The 23,370-nt window shown below is 61.6% G+C and carries 21 protein-coding genes and 1 pseudogene; 10 read left to right on the top strand and 12 right to left on the bottom strand.

All coding sequences use genetic code 11. The features are described 5' to 3' along the window. Nucleotides 1-126: 126 nt before the first annotated feature. The gene (locus J2Z75_RS10595; protein WP_209851644.1) at nucleotides 127-1,404 is read right to left on the bottom strand and encodes a 4-aminobutyrate--2-oxoglutarate transaminase; all 1,278 of its coding nucleotides are present in this window, start codon (nucleotides 1,402-1,404) and stop codon (nucleotides 127-129) included. 273 nt (nucleotides 1,405-1,677) lie between these two features. Between J2Z75_RS10595 and J2Z75_RS10590 the strand changes: the two genes are divergently transcribed. The 3 genes from J2Z75_RS10590 (at nucleotide 1,678) to J2Z75_RS10580 (ending at nucleotide 3,692) form a co-directional block, all read left to right on the top strand. Continuing rightward, a complete protein-coding gene (locus J2Z75_RS10590; protein WP_209851641.1) occupies nucleotides 1,678-1,923 on the top strand; it encodes a type II toxin-antitoxin system RelB/DinJ family antitoxin in 246 nt (81 codons plus the stop codon). Between the two features lie 27 nt (nucleotides 1,924-1,950). After that, the gene (locus tag J2Z75_RS10585; protein WP_209851638.1) at nucleotides 1,951-2,778 is read left to right on the top strand and encodes a MerR family transcriptional regulator; all 828 of its coding nucleotides are present in this window, start codon (nucleotides 1,951-1,953) and stop codon (nucleotides 2,776-2,778) included. Between the two features lie 134 nt (nucleotides 2,779-2,912). After that, complete coding sequence (locus J2Z75_RS10580) at nucleotides 2,913-3,692, top strand: ABC transporter substrate-binding protein (protein ID WP_209851635.1); 780 nt, start codon at nucleotides 2,913-2,915, stop codon at nucleotides 3,690-3,692. 52 nt (nucleotides 3,693-3,744) lie between these two features. Here J2Z75_RS10580 and J2Z75_RS10575 read toward each other — a convergent pair whose 3' ends face one another. Then, entirely contained in the window at nucleotides 3,745-4,740 is a 996-nt protein-coding gene (locus tag J2Z75_RS10575; protein WP_209851632.1) for an MDR family oxidoreductase, read from the bottom strand. Nucleotides 4,741-5,107: 367 nt separating this feature from the next. On the opposite strand from J2Z75_RS10575, the gene J2Z75_RS29510 reads away from it, so the two are divergent. After that, on the top strand, nucleotides 5,108-5,230 hold the full coding sequence (locus J2Z75_RS29510) for a hypothetical protein (protein ID WP_268842072.1): 123 nt from the start codon (nucleotides 5,108-5,110) through the stop codon (nucleotides 5,228-5,230). On the opposite strand, the gene J2Z75_RS10570 is transcribed toward J2Z75_RS29510, so the two are convergent. After that, nucleotides 5,227-6,618, bottom strand: coding sequence for a sensor histidine kinase (locus tag J2Z75_RS10570; RefSeq protein WP_209851631.1), 1,392 nt, complete (start codon nucleotides 6,616-6,618; stop codon nucleotides 5,227-5,229). The two genes, J2Z75_RS29510 and J2Z75_RS10570, sit on opposite strands and share 4 nt — an antisense overlap. Then, complete coding sequence (locus J2Z75_RS10565) at nucleotides 6,618-7,292, bottom strand: response regulator (protein WP_209851629.1); 675 nt, start codon at nucleotides 7,290-7,292, stop codon at nucleotides 6,618-6,620. The genes J2Z75_RS10570 and J2Z75_RS10565 overlap by 1 nt, the downstream gene beginning before the upstream one ends. 78 nt (nucleotides 7,293-7,370) lie before the next feature. On the opposite strand from J2Z75_RS10565, the gene J2Z75_RS10560 reads away from it, so the two are divergent. The 5 genes from J2Z75_RS10560 (at nucleotide 7,371) to J2Z75_RS10540 (ending at nucleotide 12,068) form a co-directional block, all read left to right on the top strand. Continuing rightward, nucleotides 7,371-8,438 (top strand): ABC transporter substrate-binding protein, encoded by a 1,068-nt coding sequence (locus J2Z75_RS10560; RefSeq protein ID WP_209851627.1) that lies wholly within the window; start codon nucleotides 7,371-7,373, stop codon nucleotides 8,436-8,438. 279 nt (nucleotides 8,439-8,717) lie between these two features. Next, nucleotides 8,718-9,662, top strand: coding sequence for a Bug family tripartite tricarboxylate transporter substrate binding protein (locus J2Z75_RS10555; RefSeq protein ID WP_209851625.1), 945 nt, complete (start codon nucleotides 8,718-8,720; stop codon nucleotides 9,660-9,662). After that, nucleotides 9,659-10,150 (top strand): tripartite tricarboxylate transporter TctB family protein, encoded by a 492-nt coding sequence (locus tag J2Z75_RS10550; RefSeq protein ID WP_209851623.1) that lies wholly within the window; start codon nucleotides 9,659-9,661, stop codon nucleotides 10,148-10,150. Before J2Z75_RS10555 ends, J2Z75_RS10550 begins: the two co-directional genes overlap by 4 nt. A 9-nt stretch (nucleotides 10,151-10,159) precedes the next feature. Continuing rightward, nucleotides 10,160-11,677: a tripartite tricarboxylate transporter permease gene (locus J2Z75_RS10545; RefSeq protein WP_209851622.1), complete on the top strand. Its 1,518-nt coding sequence runs from the start codon at nucleotides 10,160-10,162 to the stop codon at nucleotides 11,675-11,677. A 223-nt stretch (nucleotides 11,678-11,900) separates the two neighbouring features. Continuing rightward, on the top strand, nucleotides 11,901-12,068 hold the full coding sequence (locus tag J2Z75_RS10540) for a hypothetical protein (protein ID WP_209851619.1): 168 nt from the start codon (nucleotides 11,901-11,903) through the stop codon (nucleotides 12,066-12,068). 125 nt (nucleotides 12,069-12,193) lie between these two features. Here the strand turns inward: J2Z75_RS10540 and J2Z75_RS10535 are convergent, their stop codons facing one another. From J2Z75_RS10535 to J2Z75_RS10525, 3 genes are all read right to left on the bottom strand, one after another. Next, entirely contained in the window at nucleotides 12,194-13,276 is a 1,083-nt protein-coding gene (locus J2Z75_RS10535) for a DUF475 domain-containing protein (RefSeq protein WP_209851616.1), read from the bottom strand. 263 nt (nucleotides 13,277-13,539) lie between these two features. Beyond that, the gene (locus tag J2Z75_RS10530; RefSeq protein WP_209851613.1) at nucleotides 13,540-13,839 is read right to left on the bottom strand and encodes a hypothetical protein; all 300 of its coding nucleotides are present in this window, start codon (nucleotides 13,837-13,839) and stop codon (nucleotides 13,540-13,542) included. Beyond that, nucleotides 13,839-16,148, bottom strand: a complete 2,310-nt coding sequence (locus J2Z75_RS10525) for an FdhF/YdeP family oxidoreductase (protein WP_209851610.1) — start codon at nucleotides 16,146-16,148, stop codon at nucleotides 13,839-13,841. The genes J2Z75_RS10530 and J2Z75_RS10525 overlap by 1 nt, the downstream gene beginning before the upstream one ends. Nucleotides 16,149-16,418: 270 nt before the next feature. On the opposite strand from J2Z75_RS10525, the gene J2Z75_RS10520 reads away from it, so the two are divergent. Next, entirely contained in the window at nucleotides 16,419-17,333 is a 915-nt protein-coding gene (locus J2Z75_RS10520; RefSeq protein WP_234937272.1) for a DMT family transporter, read from the top strand. Between the two features lie 5 nt (nucleotides 17,334-17,338). Here J2Z75_RS10520 and J2Z75_RS29195 read toward each other — a convergent pair. From J2Z75_RS29195 to J2Z75_RS10500, 5 genes and pseudogenes are all read right to left on the bottom strand, one after another. After that, nucleotides 17,339-17,470 (bottom strand): annotated as a pseudogene (locus tag J2Z75_RS29195) (SMP-30/gluconolactonase/LRE family protein); the annotation flags it as partial. 117 nt (nucleotides 17,471-17,587) lie between these two features. Further along, nucleotides 17,588-19,189 (bottom strand): ABC transporter ATP-binding protein, encoded by a 1,602-nt coding sequence (locus J2Z75_RS10515; protein WP_209851604.1) that lies wholly within the window; start codon nucleotides 19,187-19,189, stop codon nucleotides 17,588-17,590. Between the two features lies 1 nt (nucleotide 19,190). Further along, nucleotides 19,191-20,318: an ABC transporter permease gene (locus J2Z75_RS10510; protein WP_209851601.1), complete on the bottom strand. Its 1,128-nt coding sequence runs from the start codon at nucleotides 20,316-20,318 to the stop codon at nucleotides 19,191-19,193. Next, a complete protein-coding gene (gene oppB / locus J2Z75_RS10505) occupies nucleotides 20,311-21,234 on the bottom strand; it encodes an oligopeptide ABC transporter permease OppB (RefSeq protein ID WP_209851598.1) in 924 nt (307 codons plus the stop codon). The genes J2Z75_RS10510 and oppB overlap by 8 nt, the downstream gene beginning before the upstream one ends. Nucleotides 21,235-21,293: 59 nt before the next feature. Beyond that, the gene (locus tag J2Z75_RS10500) at nucleotides 21,294-22,892 is read right to left on the bottom strand and encodes a peptide ABC transporter substrate-binding protein (RefSeq protein WP_209851596.1); all 1,599 of its coding nucleotides are present in this window, start codon (nucleotides 22,890-22,892) and stop codon (nucleotides 21,294-21,296) included. Nucleotides 22,893-23,370: the final 478 nt, after the last annotated feature.

Raw genomic sequence — 23,370 nt, 5'->3', positions numbered from 1 at the left:
GCAGGCAGCGCAGGGCGGCAATATCCGGTCGCGGGGACAATGCCGATAGCCGATAAACACAGCCTGGTCCATCGGGCAGCAGGACGCTGCTGCCCGATGGCAGATGTCATGAAGCTGGTGCCGCCGTTAGGCGCGGGCTTCCAGGATCGAGGCTTCCAGAATGTCCATCGCCTCGGCGAAGACTTCGTCCTGGATGGTGATCGGCGCGAGGAAGCGGATGACGTTGCCATGCACGCCGCAGGTGAGCAGGATCAGGCCCTTCTCAAGCGCGATCAGGCGGACGCGGTTGGCGAAATCGGCGCTCGGCAGATTGGTCTTCACATCGTTGAATTCGACCGCGTTCATGAAGCCCGGACCGCGGATATCGACGATTTCCGGAGCCTGTTCGGCAATGGCGGCAAGGCGTTGCTTCAGCCGACCGCCCAGTTGCTCGGCCCGTTCGCAGAGGTTTTCGTCCTTGATGACATCGAGCACGGCATGGGCCGCGGCAATACCCATCGGGCTGCCGCCATAGGTGCCGCCAAGGCCGCCGGGGCCGGGTCCATCCATGATCTCGGCGCGGCCGGTGACCGCTGCGAGCGGGAAGCCGCCGGCGAGGCTCTTCGCCATGGTCATCAGGTCCGGCACCACGTCGTAATGTTCCATCGCAAACATCTTGCCGGTACGGGCAAAGCCCGTCTGTACCTCGTCGGCGATCAACAGGATGCCGTGCTGGTCGCAGATGTCGCGCAGCGCCCGCATCAGAGCTGCCGGGGCGGGATAGAAGCCACCTTCGCCCTGCACCGGCTCGAGGATGATCGCGGCGACGCGCGCCGGATCGACATCGGCGGCAAAGAGTTTCTTCAGCGCGGCGAGCGACTGCTCGACATTGACGCCGTGAAGCTCGATCGGGAAGGGCACGTGGAAGACGTCGCCCGGCATGGCGCCGAAGCCGACCTTGTAGGGAACGACCTTGCCGGTCAGCGCCATGCCCATGAAGGTGCGGCCGTGGAAGCCGCCGCTGAAGGCGATGACGGCAGAGCGGCCGGTGGCGGCGCGGGCGATCTTGACGGCATTTTCAACGGCTTCGGCGCCGGTGGTCACGAAGACCGTCTTCTTGGCGAAGTCTCCGGGCGTGATCGCGTTCAGGCGCTCGGCCAGATGCACGTAGCTTTCGTAGGGAACGACCTGCGCGCAGGTGTGGGTAAAGCGATCGAGCTGCGCCTTGACGGCCTCGATGACGCGCGGATGGCGGTGACCGGTGTTGACCACGGCGATGCCTGCGGCGAAATCGATGTAGCGATTGCCTTCCTTGTCCCAGATTTCGGAATTTTCCGCCCGGTCCGCATAGATCTGCGTGGTCATGCCCACACCGCGGGAAATGGCTGCATTCTTGCGATCGGTCAAACTGGTCACGGCTATCATCCTGATGAGCGAGGGAAGGGATTTCGTAAATCCTATATTTTTTCTGTAGGTTTGCAAATTAATTATAGTGATCGGAAATGCAGCATTTGTGATGCTTTTTCTTGTCACTCGCGTTCATGTGTGGCTACATTGATGCATTAAGCATTGAATGGATATTTTCTGACACTTCAAACACGTAAAAATTTGGAAACACGTAGAAATTTCGCGGCCAATGCCCGGCAAAGGTTTTCAGGGCGCATTATTGTAGCGTGTAGCAATCAGGAGAATGATGCCATGACAGCAGATGCCATTATCCGTGCCCGCATCGATTCCGCAACAAAACAAAAGGCCATTGCGGCGCTGGACGCCATGGGGCTTTCGGTTTCCGACGCCATTCGCCTGCTGATGCTGCGCATCGCCGAAGAAAAGCGCCTGCCCTTCGAGCTGAAGGTGCCAGACCGTGAAGATGTGCCGGCTACCGATCGAGGTTCGCGTCGTGTCGACAGCGGCGAAGATCTGTTTCGCGATCTGGAACATTGATCGCATGACCTTTTCGTGTGGCGGCCTATGAGCGATGCCATGACAGTTCGATACAAGGTTGCGGAGGCGGCAAGGCTTGCCGGCGTTTCCGCCTCGACACTGCGGCTCTGGGAGACGCAAGGTCTTGTGGTGCCGGGGCGCTCGGTCACCGGTCACCGCCAATATAGCGAAGGCGATGTCGCCCAGCTGAAGCGCATCTCCTGGTTCCGCGCCGAGCGCGGTCTCAACCCGGCTGCCATTCGCGAAGCGCTCGAGGCCGAAGCGAACGAACTCGACGATACCGGTCTGCCCGCTGCTGGCGATGCAATACCGCAATCGCAGGTCGGCCGTAAACTGAGGAGCCTGCGGCATGCGGCCGGCAAGACACTGGAGCAGGTGGCCGGTGATATCGGCATCGCGGCTTCGGTTCTCTCGACGCTGGAGCGCACCTCGCAGGGCGTCTCCGTCGCGGTGCTGCATAACCTCGCGGAATATTTCGGAACGACGGTGTCCAGTCTTTCCGGCGAAGACGAACCGGAGGTGCGGGCTCTGGTCCGTTCCGGCGAGTGGCGTGCCTGGCCGCGTACGACGCCGGGCGTCACCGTGCAGCTGCTGGCCGAGGGCCGAAACCAGATGGATTGCCATCGCTTCGTGCTGGAGCCGGGCGCCTCCAGCGAGGGCGCCTACAAGCACGAAGGCGAGGAGTTCGTCTATGTGCTGTCCGGCCGGGTGGAATTCGTGCTTGATTCCGATCAGTTCCACGATCTGAACCCCGGTGATTCCCTCTATTTCGAAAGCCGCCGTCATCATGCCTGGTCGAACCGGCACGATGGCCAGACCGTGCTGTTGTGGATCAACACGCCGCCGACATTCTAGCGCTGCCTTGATGGTCTCGTGATCAACCTGGTTTATACCCGCTATTGTCCCTATCTATTTCGTTTATGTGGGTTTCGGGCCTAAAGTTTCCCTGAAGCATCGGCAAACGATGCGCAACAAGGGGAATTGAACGCATGAGAAAACAGATCATCGCACTGGCCCTGGCCTGTGCCGGCATCTTCGCCACGACATCGGCCGGTGCCGCCGAAAAGCTGAGGATCGGCACGGAAGGCGCCTATCCTCCCTTCAATTTCATCGATTCCGCCGGCAAGATCGGCGGCTTCGACGTCGATATAGGCCTGGCGCTCTGCGCCAAGATGCAGGTTGAATGCGAGGTCGTGGCGCAGGATTGGGACGGTATCATTCCCGGCCTGATCGCCAAGAAATACGATCTCATCATTGCCTCGATGTTCATCACCGAGGAGCGCAAGAAGCAGGTCGCCTTTACCGATCCCTATTATCTCGCCGCCATGACCCATGTTGCCGCAAAGGGTGCCGGCATTACGTCGTTCACCAACGAGGCGCTGAAGGGCAAGGTGATCGGCGCGCAGTCGGGCACGACGCAGGCCGAGTATATCGCTGCCGTCTATCCGGATGCCGAGATCAAGCTCTATCCGACGCAGGACGAAGCCAATCTCGACATGGCCAATGGCCGCCTCGACATGGAAGTCGGCGACATGCTTCCTATGCTCGACTGGGTCACCAAGAACAATGACGGCAAGTGCTGCGAACTGATCGGCGAGCCGATCACCGACAAGAAATTCGTCGGCGACGGCGTCGGCATCGCGGTGCGCCAGGAGGATAACGATCTTCGCGAAAAGCTGAACAAGGCGCTTGTCGATATCCGCGCCGACGGAACCTACAAGGCGATCAACGACAAGTATTTCACGGTTGACGTCTATACGATGAGGTAAGCGACGCGGCCGCGTTCACCCTGAGCGCGGCCGTCGCATGGAAACCGTCGGTCTATTTCGTCACGTCGACGACGACGCGGCCGCGGATCTTTCCGGCGACGATATCTTCCGCCAGTTGCGGCAGGTTGGATAGCGGCTCGATCGTCGTCATCGCCGCCAGGCGCTGGCGATCGAGGCTTTCTGCAAGGATGGCCCAGGCCCTGTCGCGCTCGGCATGCGGCGCGGTTACCGAATTGATGCCGAGAAGAGCCACACCGCGCAGGATATGCGGCATGACGGTCGCCGGCAGGTCGGCGCCGCCGGCGAGACCGCAGGCGGCGACCGCGCCGCTCTGGAAAGTCTGCGCCAATACGTTGGCAAGAGTGGTCGAGCCGACGGAATCAATGGCTCCAACCCAGCGCTCCTTCTGCAGTGCACCGCCTTTTGCCGCCAGTTCGGCGCGATCGACAAAGCCTGTGGCGCCAAGGCCTGAAAGATAGGTGAGCGTTTCCGGGCGTCCCGTCGATGCGGTGACCTTGTAGCCGCGCGCCGCGAGCAGGCTGATCGCCACCGAGCCGACGCCGCCCGCGGCGCCGGTGACCAGAATCTCGCGCTTATCCGACTTGATCTTGCCCCACGCTTCGAGCGCTTCGATCGCAAGGGCGGCCGTGTATCCGGCGGTGCCGATCGCCATGCTTTCTTCCAGGGTGAAAGTCTCCGGCAGGCGTGTCAGCCATTCGGGCTTCAGTCGCTGGAAACGGGTATAGCCGCCCCATTCGGTTTCCGACATGCCCCAGCCGTTGACCACCACCTTGTCATCCGGTTTCCAGTCCGGGTTACGCGATTCGACGACGATGCCGGCGAGATCGACCCCGGCCACCATCGGCAGGCGGCGGGCGATGCGGCCCTTGCCGGAGACAGCAAGACCATCCTTGTAGTTGAGCGTCGAAAACAGAACCTCGACCAGCACGTCGTGATTCGGAAGATCAGCAAGCGTCAGGTCCCGGAAACCGGCCACCGGTTTGCCGTCGCTGTCGTCGATCACGAGTGCCCTGAAATGTTCCGTCATGGTTTTCTCCCGTCTGCTTTGCCGCAGCATGGCACGGGAAAAAACCAAAAGCCATTTCGACGAAAGGTACGCTGCCATCCACGGGCGGCACGCGAAACCGGTCTTTCGAGCCCCAAAAAAGTGTCAAGAAACCTGTCGATGGCGCCGTTTTGCCGTTCGGAAGCAAGACATTGATTCATCAGGCAATTATCGATGAAAGCATAATTATATATCGTGCGGATTTACTTGTAGAGTTGCGTATTTCGCATGAACGATTTTTAGATTTATCTGCCATGCTTGCCGCGCAGGGCAGATTTGCTTTTCTCCCTCTGGAGAAATACATGGCGGAGTGCTATCTCACCCTCGCAACAAGCCAATGGAGCATATCATGTTTTCGCAGCGCAAGCTGTCGAGCCCGTCTGATCGCGGTTTTGTCCAGATGATCTGGAACGCGATCCTTCTCGTTCAGACCCGTGAAACGACCTCGCTTATGACAGGTCGCCACCGCTAGGGGCAATCTGCGGCCGGAAATGTCACCGAGGCTTTCAGCCCTCTGCCATCCGGCCCTTCCCCAAGCGTGAGATGTCCGCCGAACAGACCGGCGATTTCTTCGACGATCGGCAGACCCAATCCCATCCCCGGTGCTTCGCCGCGTCCGCCGCGCGCGAAACGCTGGCGCGCGACCTGCCGGCTTTCCGGCGGGATGCCGGGGCCGTTGTCTTCGACGTCGAGCCGGATCGTGCCGTCCTGCGCGCCAACACGAACCGTCACCTCCGCCCCCTTACCGGCATAGGCGATGGCGTTTTCGATCAGGTTTCGCAGAAGCTCTCCGATCAGGAGAGGTTCCGCCCGGATCGGTGCGCTGCCATCACCCTCGAAACCGAGGTCTATACCGGCTACGCTGGCGCCGGGGACGCGATCGCCGGTGATCTGCTGGGCGAGCGGCATCAGGTCGATGATCTCGACAGGCTGCGGCTGTGTCGATCCGGCTGCGTCGATCTTTGCCATCAGCAGCAGTTGCGCCAAAATACGCTCGGCGTGGGCAACGGCCTCATCTCCCTTGCGGGCGGCGGCCTGCGCTTCCTCCAAAGTCGTGGCGCGGGTGGACAGCGCCAACTGGGTGCGGATGATCGCCAGCGGCGTGCGCAGCTGGTGGCTGGCATTGCCGGAGAAATGCCGGAGCGCATCGAGCGCCGATTGCAGCCGCACCATGAAGGAGTTGACCGTCTCAACCAGCCCCTCGACTTCACTCGGCACCGATTGATCGATCGGATGCAGGTCGTCGGGGCTGCGTTCGGCAATCGCGTCGCCGAGGCGGTAGAGCGGCCGCAGCGAAAAGGTCACCGCAATCCAGACGATGGCCGCGGCGCCGAGGATCATCATCATCAGGCGCAGCGCCGAACGCAAGAGAATGGCCTGCGTCAGTTGACGCCGGGCGATCGTCGTTTCGGCAACGGTGACGACGAAAGGCACCGAGTTGATGCCCGTGGAGGCGGAGCGCTCAAGGGCGGCGACCCGGATCGGTTCGCCGCGGAACTGCGCATCGGCGTATACCGCCGATTGGCCGTTCATGTCGGCGACCGAGGGAAGGTTCTGATAGCCGGTGATGAAGTGTCCGGGCGGGCCGTCGACGCGGTAGAAGACCCGGTCCTGCGCCGCCGAGGTCAGCATCTCCAGCGCGACATAGGGGATGTCGACCTCAAGCGAACCGTCTTCGGCGACCACGACCCGTTCGGCGATCGCCAGAGCCGAGCCGGCGAGCACGCGGTCGGAGACGACATTCGCCGTGTTGACGGCTTCCCGATAGGTGTCGGTTAGGGCAAGCGCGCCGATGACGGCGGTCGAGATCAGCAGCCAGGCAAGCAGCCGACGACGGAGCGAATAGGTGGCCCGCGCCATCACGCGTCCGCCATCTTGTCGAGATAGTAGCCGATACCGCGCGCCGTGCGAACCGTCAGCCCATGCGGCGCCAGGCGCTTGCGCAATCGGCTGACATATTGCTCGATGGCGTTGGCGCTGAGATCGTCGTCAAAGGCCGTCAGCGACTGGATGATGGCCTCCTTGCCAACCACCTTTCCGGCACGCATGAACAGGATTTCGAGCAGGCCGAGTTCGCGGGCGGGAATATCGACGGTGATCCCATCGGCGGAAAACGTTCGGGAATTGAGGTCGAACGAAATTTTGCCGTAGCTGACCAGCGACGAGCGAAGTCCGGCCTGCCGACGCAGAAGAACCCGGACACGCGCCTCGAATTCGCTGATGTCGAAGGGTTTGATCATGTAGTCATCGGCGCCGAGATCGAGCCCCTTGATCTTTTCTTCCTGCGTTCCCCGTGCCGTCAGGATCAGCACCGCCGCCTTGTTCTGCCGCGCCCGCATCGAGCGCAGCACGTCGAGACCGTCCATTTCCGGCAGGTTGAGATCGAGGATGACGAGATCGAAGGTTTCGGTTGATGTCACCGCATCGGCCGAAGCACCGTCGTGAACGACATCGACCGCATAGCCGCTGCCGCGAAGGATGGCGAAAAGCCCTTCCGAAAGCGCCTTATTGTCCTCGACCAGTAGTATCCGCAAATCCGCTGTCTCCCTGATGCCACTCTATCGGGCGTGCTTGCGCTTGTGAACGGGCGGAGGCTGCGGCAATATCGTTTTATGCGTTTCCTTGCCGGTCTCTGTCTTCTCTCACTGTTCGCGTCGTCCGCCGCCGCCCAGCCGGTTCTGTTTCCGGCGCTTTCGGGCGATGCGGCGGCGCCGACCGTCATCGTCTATTCCTCGCTCGACGAGCCTCTGGCGAGGCCGATGATCGTCGGCTTCCAGGCGGCCAATCCGGATGTCGCCGTGCGCTACGAGGACATGCTGACCGGCGAAATCTACGACCGGATCGTCAAGGAGACCGATGCCGGTGAAAAGACTGCGGATTTCGCCTTTTCCTCGGCGATGGACCTGCAGGTCAAGCTTAGCAATGATGGCTACGCGCAGCGCAGCGACCTACCGATGAGCGGCCGTTGGCCGGCCTGGGCCAACTGGCGCAACACCGCCTATGCGCTGACCTTCGAGCCGGCGGTCTTCGTCTACCACAAGCCGAGTTTCATCAAGGAAAAGCCGCCCTCGACGCGAGCCGAGTTCGTCGATTATCTGAAACGCCAGGGCAGCGCCGTCTTCGGCAAGATCGGCACCTACGATATCGAGCGGTCCGGTGTCGGTTTCCTGTTCATGGCGCGCGACCAGGAGCAGTTCGGCGATATCTGGTCGGTGATCCAGACGATGGGTGCGGCCGGGGTGAAGCTCTATTCGACCAGTTCGGCCATCCTCGAGCGGGTCTCCGACGGTCGCTTCGTGCTCGGCTACAATATTCTCGGCTCCTATGCCGCCGACTGGGCCTCGCGCCATCCGGATGTCGGCATCGTGCTGCCGCGGGATTATACCGTCGTCATGTCGCGCATCGGGCTGGTGCCGCAGGCCGCCGCCTCGCCAGATCTCGGCCGGCGTTACTTGGAGTTCTTCATGTCGAAGGAAGGCCAGACGATCATGGCGCGCGAGTTGCAGATCCCTGCCGTCAGCCCGGACGTGGCGGGCGCAAACACCGCCAACACCATGCGCGAGATGCTCGGCGCGCAGTTGCGGCCGGTTCCCGTCAGTCCCGGACTGATGGTCTATCTCGATCAGGTCAAGCGGGCGCGGCTGATTGCCCGCTGGAATGAAGTTTTGCGGCTCCAGTAGAAGTTTTAACGCTCCGCTGGACGGGGCGCAAAAATTAGCGGAGATTATTCGGGCAGGGTTCCGCGCGATGTCAGGTAAATGACAGCTTGGTGTGGTGCCTTGCAGTTCTTCATCGTCCGTGGAGGCGGATGATCGAGGCGTATGGGAGGAGTTTCATCAGACCCGGCGCAATGGCGAGCCTTTGAGGTTAGCCGCGCCTGATTTTGTTGGTGAGCCATTCCCGTCCGCAAAGATGAACACTGCGCGCCAAACACGAGCGCGCCTGACGGAGGACTAATCTTGAAACAGTTTTTTCTGGCATCCATTCTCGCCGGCGCTCTCGCCCTGCCGGCCGTTGCTGCCGACTACACCATCATCGCGCCGGCCAATCCGGGCGGCGGCTGGGACCAGACGGCCCGCTCGATCCAGTCGGTGATGCAGTCCGAAGGCATTTCCGGTAACGTTCAGGTACAGAACGTGCCCGGCGCCGGCGGCACGATCGGCCTTGCGCAGTTCGCCAGCCAGTCGGCCGGCAATGCCAACGCCCTGATCGTCGGCGGCTACGTCATGGTCGGTGCAATCCTCACCAACAAATCGCCGGTGACGCTCAATGACGTCACCCCGATCGCCCGCCTGACCGGCGAATACGAAGCGATCGTCGTTCCGGCGGATTCGCCGCTGAAGACCATGGGCGACCTCGTCGAGGCCCTGAAGAAGGATCCGGGCGCAGTCTCCTGGGGCGGCGGCTCTGCCGGCGGCACCGACCATATCGCGGTTGGCCTGATTGCCAAGGCGGCCGGCGTCGATCCGACCAAGATCAACTACATCGCGTTCTCCGGCGGAGGCGAAGCACTGGCCGCCATTCTCGGTAGCCAGGTGACGGCCGGTATCTCGGGTTACGGCGAGTTCGAAAGCCAGGTGAAATCGGGCACGCTTCGTTTGCTGGCCGTTTCCAGCGCCGAACGTATCGCCGGCGTCGATGCGCCGACCATCAAGGAAAGCGGTCTTGACGTCGTCGTCCAGAACTGGCGCATGGTTGCCGCTGCTCCGGGCCTGACCGACGAGCAGAAGGCTGCCGTTTCGGCTGATATCGAAAAGCTGGCAAAGTCCGCCGGCTGGCAGGAAACCCTGAAGACCAAGGGCTGGCAGGATACCTATCTCGCCGGTGACGCCTTCAAGGAACAGCTGGCCAAGGACGTATCGGCAACCGAAACCGTCCTCAAGGACATTGGTCTGGTTCAATGAGCAAGGGTCACGCCCCTTCGACGGAGAAACGCCGCCCCGATCGGGCGGCGCTTTTCATCGCCGTATTCCTCGCCGCGCTTGGCGGTCTGATCTTCTGGGATACGTCCCGGCTGGCGGGCGCGGGCGGCTATTCCGGCGTCGGGCCGGCCACCATTCCCTTCGTGATCGCCAGCGGTCTGCTGCTGCTTGCCGCATGGACCGTCTTCGAGGCGCTTCGGGGCGATTTTCCGGTGCGTGAACGCCAGGAGGTCGGTCCGGTCATCTGGATCATCGGCGGTCTCGCCGCGCAGATGCTGCTGCTGAAGCCGTTGGGCTTCTCGATCGCGACGGGCCTGCTCTTCGCAGCCACCGCCGCCGGCTTCGGCAAGCGCAAGCTGTGGTTCACGATCCCGATCGGCATCGCGATCTGTCTCGGGGTCTGGCTGATCTTTGCTGGCCTGTTGCAGCTTTCGCTGCCCGCCGGTCCGCTCGAACATCTGTTTTGGTAGGGCCCTGACATGAGTACATTCGAATTTCTGCTGCAGGGCATCGTTATTGCAGCCCAGCCGATGAACCTTCTGTACGCGCTGATCGGCGTGACGCTCGGCACTGCCGTCGGCGTTCTGCCGGGCATCGGCCCGGCGCTGACCGTGGCGCTGCTGCTGCCGGTGACATACAAGCTCGATCCGGGCGGTTCTCTGATCATGTTCGCCGGGATTTACTATGGCGGCATGTACGGCGGCTCGACCACGTCCATCCTTCTGAACACGCCCGGGGAAAGCTCGTCCATTGTCACGGCGCTCGAGGGCAACAAGATGGCTCGGGCCGGACGGGGCGGGCCAGCGCTTGCCACCGCTGCCATCGGTTCGTTCGTGGCAGGCCTGATCGCGACGCTGGCGCTCGCCTTCATCGCGCCCTTCGTCGTCAAGCTGGCGCTGGTTTTCGGCCCGCGCGAATATTTCGCGCTGATGGTGCTTGCCTTCGTCACCGTCTCGTCGGCTTTCGGCGATTCAACGCTGCGCGGATTGACCTCGCTGTTCATCGGCTTTGCGCTGGCCATCATCGGCATCGACCAGCTGACCGGCCAGGCGCGGATGAGCTTCGGCATTCCGGATCTGCTCGACGGAATCGAGGTGACGACACTGGCGGTCGCGATGTTCGCCATCGGCGAATCGCTCTATATCGCGGCACAAGGCGACCTCGGCCCGGACAAGGTCGAAGCGGTCAAGGGATCCGTCTGGATGAACAGGCAGGATTGGGCGCGTTCGTGGAAGGCGTGGCTGCGCGGAACGGCGATCGGTTTCCCGATCGGCGCGATGCCGGCGGGCGGCGCCGAAATCGGCACGTTCCTCTCCTACGCCACGGAAAAGCGGCTGACCAAATATCCGGAAGAGTTCGGCAATGGCGCCATCGAAGGCGTCGCCGGCCCGGAAGCCGCCAACAATGCCTCGGCTGCCGGCACGCTGGTGCCGTTGCTGACGCTCGGCCTGCCGACCACGGCGACCGCGGCCATCATGCTGGCCGGCTTCCAGCAATATGGTCTTCAGCCCGGTCCGCTGCTGTTTGCGACCAATCCGCAGCTGGTCTGGGGCCTGATCGCCAGCCTGCTCATTGCCAACTTCATGCTGCTGGTGCTGAACCTGCCGCTGGTTGGCCTCTGGGTGAAGCTCCTGACCATCCCGAAGCCTTGGCTCTATGCCGGCATCCTGCTGTTTGCGACGCTTGGCACCATCGGTGCCAATCCGTCGGTGTTCGAGCTCGGCATGCTGCTCGCCTTCGGTCTGCTCGGCTACGTCATGCGCATTTTCGGCTATCCGATCGCGCCTGTCGTCGTCGGCCTGATTCTCGGGCCGCTGGCCGAGCAGCAGCTTCGCCGCGCACTGGCTATCAGCCAGGGCGATGTCACGGTACTGTTTACATCGCCCGTCGCAGCCGTGCTGCTGGTGATTGCCGCCGCAGCTCTCATCGTGCCGCTGATCCTGCGGGCGCGAGGACGTGGTGAAGTGCTTTCGCAGCTTGCGGCAAGCGAAGACTAACGACGCTCCTCCCAAGACGTCGCACGGAAAGGGCCTGGTTGGCTCAAGTGAACTGATCTCCAAAAGTTGGACGCCAACGATCGGAGATCAGTTCACGGGTTAACCGGGCCCTTTCTATTTGCATGGCTGGGATGAATTCCTGTGCGTTGTAAAGAAGGGTGCCAAGTCTCATATTCCTGTCATCGAACAACACGATGAACAACTTAGGAAAGTGAGTAAAGAGATGAGTGCCCGTAAATCTGCCCGAGGCTTTTTCGGTAATGCCATCGCCATCTTTGGCGCGGCCACGGCCGCTGCCGCAGCAGTCGAGGGTCACCGCCGTCCGCTGGACCGCGACCTCTACACGCTCGGTATCGATCCGAAGAACTTCAATTCCGTCAAGCGCGGCTAATTCCGGACCCCGGCGCGCTCTGTTGCGCGCCACGGGCTTCCGTTGGCCGACATTGGTTTAATCCATGTAAAAAGCCCGCCAATCGCATGATTGGCGGGCTTTTTTTGGTCAGATCCGAAGTGCTACTATGCTTCGGCGCGGGTCTGTTCGCTGTGTGCAGTGTCTTCGCGCCTGTTGTAGCGGATCGACGACCAGAGCGAGATGCCGATCAGGGCAGCGCCGCCAAGACCGGTGATCACTTCCGGAATATGCACCAGCGTCTGGCAATACATGATCACCGAGAGGATCAGGATCGCGTAGAAGGCGCCGTGTTCCAGGTAGCGGTATTCGGCAAGCGTTCCCTTTTCCACCAGCATGATGGTCATCGAGCGCACATACATGGCGCCGATGCCGAGGCCGATGGCGATGACGAAGAGATTCTGCGTCAAGGCGAAGGCGCCGATCACGCCGTCGAAGGAGAAGCTGGCATCCAGCACTTCCAGGTAGATGAATGCGCCGACGCCGCCCTTTGCCGCGGCACTCATCGTCTGCTGCGATGCGTCCAGCAACCCGCCGATCATCTCGACCGCAAGGAAGGTCAGGAGGCCGTAGATCGAGCAGTAGACAAAGGTCGTGGCTTCCTCGCCTTCAAGAAAGGACGAGAACACCAGGATCAGCGCAAGTACAAAAGCGATTTCCACGCCCTTGATCGTCGCAAACCGCGACATGCCGCGTTCCAGCGCCTTGATCCAGTGGACGTCCTTCTCATGGTCGAAGAAGAATTTCAGGCCGACCATCATCAGGAAGGTTCCGCCGAACGCGGCGATCGGCAGATGTGCCTCGTTCATGATGCGGGCATATTCTTCCGGGCGCGAGGCGGCCAGCACAAGCGCGTCGATCGGCCCGATATTGGCGGCGATGACGACGATGAGCAGCGGGAAAACGATACGCATGCCGAAAACGGCGATGAGAATGCCCCAGGTCAGGAACCGCTGTTGCCAGACCGGCGTCATTTCCTTGAGCTTGTTGGCGTTGACGATGGCGTTGTCGAAGGAGAGGGAGATTTCCAGTACGGCAAGCACCGTGCAGACGAAGAAGACGGTGGCCATGCCGCCCAGTGTGCCGGTGGTGGTCCAGCCGAGCCATGCGCCGAGCGCAAGGCCCACGGCGGTGAGGATGAAGGACCATTTGAAATAGCCAAGCGTCGATGTCTGGGGAGCGGTTGTCATGGCCGCACCTCCGATCCGGTAAGGCTGGAGAAACGGGCCGAATGGATGGAAAAATCCCGCATGCCATGGACGGCATGCGAGGAACGCATGAGGTTGAGTGTCATTTGCTTATAGTCCGCCGGCTTATTTGCGGGGTGATACCGACATCACGAGAGCGCCGTAAATTCTCGCCAGAGGGGCCCGGTATCAGGTTCACTCCGCAGGCGTATTAGAATGCCCTGCACCGCGAAGTTGGTGTTTATTTAGCGATCCTTTGGCTGAGGTCAAGGGATGAGGCGACAAAGAGCCTCGCCTTTTACCGTAAGTTTGATGTGCGTTCTCTGTGTGCGGGTCTCGCGGCGGATGATTTCGAGGGGTGCATCCGGCCCGGAAAGCATGTTGATCTCGCGCAGGACGAGCGCATGGGCGATACCGAACAGTTTGGCAAAGGAGCGGCTGTCGGCGGAGATGCCTTGGAAAACGGCAGCGACGATCCCTGCTGCGAGCGGTGAAAGCGTCGTGTCCCGCGCGCGGATCGCCTCGACGAAAGCAAGGAAATCGGCTTGCCAAACATCGTCCGCCATCAGGCCGCGGCTGCCGTCGCGGCTTTCGTGCGGAACGACACGAGCACCGATTTCGAGGTCGGCGTGTCGCTTTCGTCCCCGGCGCTCGACAGCGGCACCAGCACGTTGAGCTCCGGATAATAGCCGGCGACGCAGCCGCGCGGAATGTCATAGGGGACGAAGCGGAAGTCGCTGGCAATACGGGAGATGCCGTCGCTGCTCCGGCCAATCACATCGGAGCGATCACCCGCCTCGGCGCCGAGTTCGGCAAGATCGGCCGGGTTGATGAAGACGACGTTGCGTCCGCCATAGACGCCGCGATAGCGGTCGTCCATGCCGTAGATGGTGGTGTTGTACTGATCGTGCGAGCGGAAGGTCTGCAGCACGAAGACGCCGTCCTGGCCGCGGGCGACCTGATGTTCCACGGCGGCAGGCAGCGGTCCGGTCCAGAATGTGGCACGGCCTTTCGGTGTTTCCCATTCGCGGTTGGCAGCAGAATTGCGAAGGTGGAAGCCGCGCGGCTTGCGGACGCGCTCGTTATAGTTCTCGAAGCCCGGAATGACATTGGCGATATGATCGCGGATCCGGTCGTAGTCGTCGGCAAGTGCTTGCCAGTCGACCTTTGCCGAGCCGACGGTCGCAGCCGCGATGCCGGCGACGATGGCGACTTCGGAGCGCAGTTCGGGCGATGCCGGCTTGTTGATGCCGCCGGAGCCGTGGACCATGCTCATCGAATCCTCGACGGTGACGATCTGGCTGACGCCTTTTGAATTCCGGTCGATTTCGGTACGGCCGAGGCAGGGCAGGATGAAGCTGACTTCGCCGGGCATCAGATGCGAATGATTGAGCTTGGTGGCGATATTGACCGTCAGCTTCTGCCGGGCGAGCGCCTTGGCGATGATCGGGCTGTCGGGCGTCGCGCGTGCGAAATTGCCGCCAAGGCCGATAAAAGCTCGGGCCGAGCCGTCCAGCATGGCACCGATCGCGGCGAGCACATTGTGGCCCTCCTTGCGCGGTGCCTTGAAATCGAATTCCTTTTCCAGCGCATCAAGGAAGGCTGCCGGCGCTTTCTCGTTGATACCAACCGTGCGGTCGCCCTGCACGTTGGAATGGCCACGCACCGGGCAGAGGCCGGCGCCCGGTTTGCCGATATTGCCGCGCAGCATCATGAAGTTGGCGATCTCGCGGATGGTGATCACCGAATGCCGGTGCTGTGTCACGCCCATCGCCCAGGTGCAGATTACCCGTTCGGCGCTGAGATAGGTGTCGGCCGCCCGCTCGATTTCGAGCCGCGTCAGGCCGGATTGGTCCTCGATCTCGGCCCAGGTCGTGGCATCGACGGCGGCGCGATAGGCTTGGAAATCCGCCGTATGCCGGGCCAGGAATGCGCGATCGAGAACGGAGGGCTGTCCGACCGCAAGGGCCGCGTCGTCGGCTGCGAAAACGGCCTTGGCCATGCCGCGCACGGCCGCCATGTCGCCACCGAGACGTGGCTGGAGATAGTCGCTGGCGATCTCGGTGGAGCCGCCGCGCAGCATTTCCAGCTTGTCCTGCGGGTCGGCGAAGCGTTCAAGCCCACGCTCGCGCACCGGATTAAAGACCACGATCTTCGCGCCGCGTTGGGCGGCGCGGCGCAGGTCGCCGAGCATGCGCGGATGGTTGGTGCCGGGGTTCTGGCCGATGACGAAGATCGCGTCGGCCTTTTCGAAATCCTCCAGCAGCACCGTGCCCTTGCCGACGCCTATCGCCTGTTTCATGGCGACACCGCTGGCCTCATGGCACATGTTGGAGCAGTCAGGAAAATTATTGGTGCCGTAGAGGCGGACGAACAGCTGGTAGAGGAAGGCGGCTTCGTTGGAGGCGCGGCCGGAGGTGTAGAATTCCGCCCGGTCCGGCGTGTCGAAGCCGTTGAGGATTTCGCCGATCTCGGCAAAGGCTGCGTCCCAGCTGGTACGGACATAGGTGTCGGTCGCTGGGTCGTAGCGCATGGGATGGGTGAGCCGGCCCTGCTGCTCCAGTTCGTAATCGCTCCACGATTGGAGGGACGTCACGGTATGGGCGGCGAAGAAATCAGGTGGCGTGCGCTTGTCGGTCGCTTCCCAGGCAACGGCCTTGACACCGTTTTCGCAGAATTCGAACGAGGATCCATGTTCCGGATCGCCCCAGGCGCAACCCGGGCAGTCGAAGCCATCCGGCTGGTTGGCCTTCATGAGGGCGCGAGCGCCCGAAATCGGGGAGCCGCTTTCCAGAAGCCGCTTGCCGCAGCTCTTCAGCGCGCCCCAGCCGCCCGCCGCATTGGAGCGTTTGCCGATGAAAACAGTCTTGCCCATGAACGCAGCAACCCTTGGCGTCTAGCCGATAGAAGAAACATGATCAAAATATTGCCTTGCACTGGCTTTTGACCGAATTTCGTTGTTCTTTCAATGGCCTCCTTTGCATGTGTCGATAGGGAATTTCTATCATGCTGCACTGCAAAATCAAAGGGATAGGCGCGCCGGACGCGGCTTGCATTCCGATTGTTGATCGAACCATCCTTTTTCGGGGATGGATTGAGGCGTGGGAATATGCGAGTGGCGGACATCTTTCCCGGAATCCGCGCCATGACTGCCGAAACAGCGTCCATCATCCACACACCGAACGCCGCCCGCAACGGCGTGCTGATCATGCTGCTCGGCATGCTGATGTTTTCGCTCAACGACGTCATGGGAAAATGGCTGGTCTCGACCTATTCCGTCAGCCAGTTGATGACGATCCGCAGCGTCGCGGCGCTGATCGTGCTCACGCCGTTTTTCATCAAGCGCGGCTGGCGCAGCCTGATCCAGGTTGATCGGCCCTGGCTGCATGCGTTGCGATCGTTGCTGTTCGCGGTCGATGCGTCAGCCTTTTATTTCGCCGTTGCCTATATGCCTCTTGCAGACACGATGACCTATTGGCTGGCGGCGCCAATCTACGTTGCCGCGGCCTCGCCGTTCCTTTTGGGAGAGCATGTGGGCTGGCGGCGGTGGACGGCGATCCTGATCGGCTTTGCCGGCGTGCTGATTGCGCTGGAGCCGTCGCGCGACAGCTTTTCGCTGCCGGCACTGATTGCCCTGGTCGGCAGCGCTGCCTTTGCCTTCGCGCTGCTTCTCGGGCGGACCTTGCGCTCGACGCCGGATACGACGCTGATCTTCTGGCAGTTGAGCGGCGCACTGATCTTTTCGCTGGTGGGCGTCGGTGCCAATACCGCCGGCTGGGCACCGATGGATATGCAGGCGCTGTTTGCGCTGTGCCTGCTCGGTATCGTCGCGATGATGGCCCATCTGCTGGTCAGCCGATCGCTCAAGCTGGCGGATGCGGCCACCGTCGTGCCGCTGCAATATACGCTGCTGTTCTGGGCTGTTGTCTTTGGCTGGATCTTCTTCGACGATACGCCGCGCTGGACCGTGATCATTGGCGCTGGATTGATCGTCGCCTCCGGCCTGTTCATCTTCTTCCGCGAGCAGCAGTTGAAGCACCGGGGCGATACCAAGGAATAATCTAACGGCTGCTGGACACCGGTCGCGGTCACATAGATCGAATAGACCGATTGGGTCGCAGTGATGAACAGCCGGTTGCTGCGCGGCCCGCCGAAGGTGAGGTTGGAGACGCCCAGCGGTATCCGGATCTTGCCGATATGTTCGCTCCAACGCCGATGGCTCCCGGAACAAGATTAGGGAGCCTGGATTGAGACGACAAGAATAGGCAAGGGCGATTGCGATGCCGGGGCTGTCGATCCCCGACATATCTTTGGTCAGGCCGTGAAGGCGGCGCTCATCAGGGTTTGCGTGTAGCTTTCACGCGGCGACTCGAAGATTGCGTCGGTATCGCCCTCCTCGACGATCTTCCCGTTCTTCATGACAACCACATAATCCGACATCGCCTTGATCACCGATAGATCGTGGCTGATGAAGATATAGGAAAGCCCGTGCGCCTTCTGCAGATCGCGCAGGAGGTCGATCACCTGTCCCTGCACCGAACGATCGAGCGCCGAGGTCGGCTCGTCGAGAATGACGACCTTGGGTTTCAGGATGATGGCGCGGGCAATGGCGATACGCTGGCGCTGGCCGCCGGAGAATTCGTGCGGATAGCGGTTGCGGGCCGCCGGGTCGAGACGGACTTCCTTGAGGGCTTCGATGGCCCGTTTGTCGCGCTCGGCACGGCTGAGCTGCGGCTCGTGGACATAAAGGCCCTCGGTGATGATCTCGCCGACCGTCTGGCGTGGTGATAGCGATCCGTAGGGGTCCTGGAAGACGAGTTGCAGCTGCCGGCGCAGCGGCCGCATGGCGGAGCGGCCGAAGTCGGAAATGTTGGTTGCACCGAACTGGTAGCGGCCGCTGCTCGGTACCAGTCGCAGGAGAGCGCGGCCGAGCGTCGATTTGCCCGATCCGGATTCGCCGACGATGCCGATGGTCTGACCTTCCTTCAGCCGGATGCTGACGCCATCGACGGCGCGGAAGACACCTGCCGAACTGCCGAACAGGCCGCCGCCGGTGGCATAGTCGACGGCGACATTCGCGCCTTCGAGAATGATGGGCGCCTTGTCGCCGGGAGAAAGCTTTCGACCATGCGGCTCGGCGGCCAGCAGCATCTTGGTATAGTCGGCCTGTGGCCGCTCGAAGATGTCAGCCGTGGTTCCCGTCTCGACCACTTCGCCGCGACGCATGACCGCGACGCGGTTGGCGAAATGGCGGACGATGCCAAGATCGTGGGTGATCAGCACGACCGCCATGCCGAACTTGGCCTGCAGCTTATTGAGCAGATCGAGGATCTGCGCCTGGATGGTGACGTCGAGCGCCGTCGTCGGTTCGTCGGCGATCAGGATGTCCGGATCGTTGGCCAGCGCCATGGCGATCATCACGCGCTGGCGCTGGCCGCCGGACATCTCGTGCGGATAGCTGTCGATCCGCCTTTTCGCGTCGGGGATGCCGACCAGTTCGAGCAGTTCGAGCACGCGGGTGCGTGCCTGCTTGAAGCTGCCGCCGCGATGGTGGACGATCGGTTCGGCGATCTGCCGGCCGATGGTGTAGAGCGGATCGAGCGAGGTCATCGGCTCCTGGAAGATCATGGTGATCTTGGCGCCACGCACCGTGTTCAGCGCCTTGAGCGGAAGGCCCACCAGCTCCTGGCCACGGTATTTTGCCGAGCCGGTGACTTGGCCGTTGCCGGCAAGCAGCCCCATGATGCCCATCATGGTCTGGCTCTTGCCGGAGCCGGATTCGCCGACCACCGCAATCGTTTCGCCGGCCTTGACGTCGAGATCGATGCCCTTGACCGCTTCCACGTTGCCGTCCGGCGTCGTGAACGTGACCTTGAGGTTGCGCACGGTGAGAATTGTTTCCCGTTTATCAGTCATGTCAGCGGTCCTTCGGGTCGAGCGCATCGCGCAGGCCGTCGCCGGCGAAGTTCAACGAGAACAGGGTGAGGACGAAGAAGATCGCCGGGAAGATCAGCAGCCACGGCGCCGACTGGATGTTGTTGGCGCCTTCGGCGATCAGCGCGCCCCAGCTCGTCAATGGCGCCTGGACGCCGAGCCCGAGGAAGGAGAGGAAGCTTTCGAGCAGAATCACCTTCGGCACCACGACGGTCACGAAGACCACCACAGGCCCGATGGTATTGGGAATGATGTGGCGACGGATGATCTGCCAGTCGGTGAGCCCCAGCGCCTGCGCCGCACCGATGAATTCACGCCGCTTCAGAGCCAGGGTCTGGCCGCGGACGATACGGGCCATGTCCAGCCATTCCACCGCGCCGATGACGAGGAAGATCAGGATGAACGAACGCCCGAAGAAGACGACGAGCACGACAACGAGAAAGACGAAAGGCAGGGAATAAAGGATTTCGACGAAGCGCATCATGACATTGTCGATGCGGCCGCCGATATAGCCTGACGTGGCGCCGTAGAGAACGCCGATCGAAAGCGAGACGAGGCTCGCCAGCAGGCCGACGGCGATCGAGATCTGGCCGCCGAGCATGACGCGGGCCATCAGGTCGCGGCCGTTCGAATCCGTGCCGAACAGGAAATATTCCCGCGAGACGCTGCCGGTGAGCTTCAGCGTTTTGCCGTCGTCCTCGGTTGCCACGACCTGGGTGCTGTCGAATTCGTTGGCGCGGTCGAAATAGCGGGTCGTGCGCGGATCGATCGGCGCGTCGGAGGTCACGGTGGCCGTGAAGGTCTGGCCTTCGACGGCGAACTCCTTCAGGTCGACGCGTGCCCGTCCTGCGACGCCTTCCATGACTTCCTGCAGGCTCGACGCGTCCGGTCGAGGCTCGAAGCTCGGCGGGATCGAGACGTAGGACGGAAAGACCTGGTCGTAGGTGTGGCTGATGAAATAGGGGCCGAGGAAGGAAAACAGCGTGATCAGCACCAGCGTGACGCAGCCGGCCATGGCGGCGCGGTTGCGGCGGAAGCGCATGGTGGCAAGCTGGAAAAGGCTCCTGCTGGTTGTTTCAGGCGGCAGCGGGGTGGTGAGGATATCAGTCATGGCGAACCCTCGGATCGAGAAGGCCGTAGAGAATATCGACCAGAAGATTGAAGACGATGACGAAGATGGCGATCAGCACCACGGTTCCCATCACCAGCGTGTAATCGCGGTTGATGGCGCCGAGCACGAAATAGCGGCCGACGCCGGGAATGGTGAAGATCGTCTCGACGACCGCCGAGCCGGTAAGCAGCGCTGCTGCGGCGGGCGCAAGATAGGAAACGACCGGCAGCATGGCGGCGCGCATCGCATGGGTGATGACCACCGTGCGCGACGGCAGGCCGTAGGCGCGGGCCGTGCGGATATGGTCGGTGTGCAGCGCCTCGATCATCGAGCCGCGCGTCAGCCGGGCGAACACCGCCAACTGCGGCAAGGCAAGCGCGATCATCGGCAGGATCAGGAAGCGCAACGAGCCGTCGCCCCAGCTGCCGGCCGGAAGCCAAGCGAGCGTGATGGCGAAGACAAGGGTCAATACCGGGCCGACGACGAAGTTCGGCACCGTGACGCCGACGGTCGAGACCGACATGATCAGGAAATCGAGAGCGCTATTTTGCCGGAGCGCTGCGATGGTGCCGGCCAGCACGCCGCCGACCAGGGCCAGAAGGAGGGCGTAGAAACCGAGTTCCATCGAATAGGGCAGGCCCTTGCCGATCAGCTCGGCGACGGTGTTGTCCTTGTAGATATAGCTGGGTCCGAAATCGCCGGTGACCGCATTGCCGATATAGGTGAGGTACTGGTTCCAGAGCGGCTGGTCGAGATGGTAGGTCGCCATCAGGTTTGCCATGGTCTGCGGCGGCAGCGGACGCTCAAGGTTGAAGGGGCCGCCGGGAGCGAACCGCATCAGGAAGAAGGAAATCGTGACGACGATGAACAGCGTCGGCACGGCGCTCGCGAGGCGGCGCAGGACAAAGGAGATCATGGTTTTGCTCTCTGACCGTGACGCACGGCAGCCAACGACTGCCGTGCGTCAAAAATCCGTTATTCGGAAACGCTCAGGAAGCGGCTCAGATGCGCGTTAACAGCGTTATCCTGCCAACCCTTCACCTTGTCGGACACCAGCCAGAGATCGGCCTGGGTCAGGAACGGCGCGATTGGCTGCTCCTTCATCAGCAACGCTTCGGCTTCGTGAAGCGTCTTGGAGCGGACGGTCGGATCGATCTCCTCGTAGGACTTCTTCATCAGGGCGTCGAACTCGGGGTTCTCGAAGTGGCCATAGTTGAAGGTCTTGTTCGAAGAGAGGCTGAGCGCCAGGAAGTTCTCGGCGTCGGCATAGTCGGCCACCCAGCCGGCGCGGGCGACGTTGAACTTGCCGCCTTCCTGCAGGTAGGCGTAATGCGAGGAAACGTCGAGATTGACCAGCGACACCTTGGCGCCGAACGTGTTCTTCCACATGTCGGCGACTGCGGTCGCCACACGCTCGTGGTTCGGGTTGGTGTTGTAGCGGATCTCGATATCCAGCGGCTTGCCACCTTCGCCGTAACCGGCTTCCTTCATCAGCTTGAGCGCCTCATCTTCGCGGTCGAGTTGCGACTTGTCAGCGAAATCGGCCTTTGCCGGATCGCCGTAACTTGCCATGCCTGGAGGCACCATCGAGTAGGACGGCAGCTGCGAGCCGGAGTAGATTTCCTTGGCGAGGAAGTCGCGGTCGACGGCCATGGAGAGTGCACGGCGAACGCGGACGTCGCTATAGGGCTCCTGGCGGGTGTCGAAGGCGTAATAATAGGTCGCGAGCGTCGGAGAAACATGGACCTGCTCGCCATAGGACTTGCGCAGCCGGTCCAGCTGGTCGGCCGAGAAGTTGTAGGCAAGGTCCATTTCCTTGGCCTCGAACCGGCGGACGGAGGCTGCCTGGTCGTCGATCGGGTAGAAGATCACCTTGTCGATCTTGACGTTGGCCGCGTCCCAGTAGGACGGGTTCTTCTCGGTGGTCAGGCTGTCGTTCGGCGTGTGGGCGACGAGCTTGTAGGCGCCGTTCGACACCATCACGCCCGGCTTGACGAAATCGGCGCCGTTCTTTTCGACGCTGGCCTTGGAGACCGGCAGAGCGGTCTGGTGCGCCAGCAGTTCCAGGAAGAAGGGCGTCGGACGCTCGAGGGTGATTTCCAAAGTCTTGTCGTCAACGGCCTTCACGCCAAGCTGATCGACGGGCACTTCGCCCTTGTTGACCTTTTCGGCGTTCTTGATCGGGAAAAGGATGTTGGCGTAGCCGGCCGCGGTCTTCGGGTCTTCGACGCGCTGGAGCGAGAAGACGAAGTCCTCGGCGGTGACCGGAGAGCCGTCCGACCATTTGGCGTCGGCGCGCAGCTTGAAGGTATAGACCAGGCCATCGTCGGAGAGGTCCCATGTTTCGGCAGCACCCGGAACGACCTTGCCGGCTGCGTCATAGATCGTCAGGCCTTCATAGAGGTCCTTCAGAATGAATTCTTCGATATTGATCGAGGTGTGCGCCTGGTCGAGCGTCTGCGGCTCGCCGGCATTGCCCCGGTGCAGGACCGTTTCCGCGAGCGCAGGGCTCGCGCCGATGAGAATCGATCCCAGCAGCATCGCTGTACGGAGGTTGATTTTTGCCAATGTCATTTTTGTTATCCTTCCCCTTTTTTGGTTTTCGAAGCGGCGAGAGAATGCCAATTTTTTCGCAAAGGCAAGGCCATTTGTCGTAGTTCAGACGCCGCAATGTCGCTGACGGACAGGTATCTATAGCGCTTCGGTTGCATTTCAATCGCGCCGTTTTCCTGCATATTTGCGCCAGCTGAAATACGATCGCGTGAATTGCCCGGCGCGCTCCGCGCAAGTTTGAGTATTATTCCCGGCAGTTTACGTAATATGCATTCGCAGGATGGTCTTTCTCCGAAAGGATCATACGTTCGCCTCGATTGACATCAAAAGCCGGTCGTCGAGCCGTGCCGGGGAGTGTCCCGCGCATATCGATCAAGACTCAATCATAGATTGCTTCGGTCAATCCGACAAAAAATGCGGGATATTTTGTCCACAGAGCCTCATCTGCAACGTTTCCGTTCAGGGATGGTCTTTATTTCCGGCGTGGCGGCGGTTGCCA

The organism is Rhizobium herbae, assembly GCF_017873135.1.
In the GTDB taxonomy this organism is placed as follows: domain Bacteria; phylum Pseudomonadota; class Alphaproteobacteria; order Rhizobiales; family Rhizobiaceae; genus Pararhizobium; species Pararhizobium herbae.
The sequence above is the reverse complement of the archived record's forward strand: the minus strand, read 5'-3'. Positions and strand labels throughout refer to the sequence as shown.

What these genes read in the sequence shown, in the direction of transcription:
- J2Z75_RS10595 (WP_209851644.1), bottom strand. Translation starts at nt 1,404, where the DNA reads ATGATAGCCGTGACCAGTTTGACCGATCGCAAGAATGCAGCCATTTCC.
- J2Z75_RS10590 (WP_209851641.1), top strand. Translation starts at nt 1,678, where the DNA reads ATGACAGCAGATGCCATTATCCGTGCCCGCATCGATTCCGCAACAAAA.
- J2Z75_RS10585 (WP_209851638.1), top strand. Translation starts at nt 1,951, where the DNA reads ATGAGCGATGCCATGACAGTTCGATACAAGGTTGCGGAGGCGGCAAGG.
- J2Z75_RS10580 (WP_209851635.1), top strand. Translation starts at nt 2,913, where the DNA reads ATGAGAAAACAGATCATCGCACTGGCCCTGGCCTGTGCCGGCATCTTC.
- J2Z75_RS10575 (WP_209851632.1), bottom strand. Translation starts at nt 4,740, where the DNA reads ATGACGGAACATTTCAGGGCACTCGTGATCGACGACAGCGACGGCAAA.
- J2Z75_RS29510 (WP_268842072.1), top strand. Translation starts at nt 5,108, where the DNA reads ATGTTTTCGCAGCGCAAGCTGTCGAGCCCGTCTGATCGCGGTTTTGTC.
- J2Z75_RS10570 (WP_209851631.1), bottom strand. Translation starts at nt 6,618, where the DNA reads ATGGCGCGGGCCACCTATTCGCTCCGTCGTCGGCTGCTTGCCTGGCTG.
- J2Z75_RS10560 (WP_209851627.1), top strand. Translation starts at nt 7,371, where the DNA reads ATGCGTTTCCTTGCCGGTCTCTGTCTTCTCTCACTGTTCGCGTCGTCC.
- J2Z75_RS10550 (WP_209851623.1), top strand. Translation starts at nt 9,659, where the DNA reads ATGAGCAAGGGTCACGCCCCTTCGACGGAGAAACGCCGCCCCGATCGG.
- J2Z75_RS10545 (WP_209851622.1), top strand. Translation starts at nt 10,160, where the DNA reads ATGAGTACATTCGAATTTCTGCTGCAGGGCATCGTTATTGCAGCCCAG.
- J2Z75_RS10540 (WP_209851619.1), top strand. Translation starts at nt 11,901, where the DNA reads ATGAGTGCCCGTAAATCTGCCCGAGGCTTTTTCGGTAATGCCATCGCC.
- J2Z75_RS10535 (WP_209851616.1), bottom strand. Translation starts at nt 13,276, where the DNA reads ATGACAACCGCTCCCCAGACATCGACGCTTGGCTATTTCAAATGGTCC.
- J2Z75_RS10530 (WP_209851613.1), bottom strand. Translation starts at nt 13,839, where the DNA reads ATGGCGGACGATGTTTGGCAAGCCGATTTCCTTGCTTTCGTCGAGGCG.
- J2Z75_RS10525 (WP_209851610.1), bottom strand. Translation starts at nt 16,148, where the DNA reads ATGGGCAAGACTGTTTTCATCGGCAAACGCTCCAATGCGGCGGGCGGC.
- J2Z75_RS10520 (WP_234937272.1), top strand. Translation starts at nt 16,419, where the DNA reads ATGACTGCCGAAACAGCGTCCATCATCCACACACCGAACGCCGCCCGC.
- J2Z75_RS10515 (WP_209851604.1), bottom strand. Translation starts at nt 19,189, where the DNA reads ATGACTGATAAACGGGAAACAATTCTCACCGTGCGCAACCTCAAGGTC.
- J2Z75_RS10510 (WP_209851601.1), bottom strand. Translation starts at nt 20,318, where the DNA reads ATGACTGATATCCTCACCACCCCGCTGCCGCCTGAAACAACCAGCAGG.
- oppB (WP_209851598.1), bottom strand. Translation starts at nt 21,234, where the DNA reads ATGATCTCCTTTGTCCTGCGCCGCCTCGCGAGCGCCGTGCCGACGCTG.
- J2Z75_RS10500 (WP_209851596.1), bottom strand. Translation starts at nt 22,892, where the DNA reads ATGACATTGGCAAAAATCAACCTCCGTACAGCGATGCTGCTGGGATCG.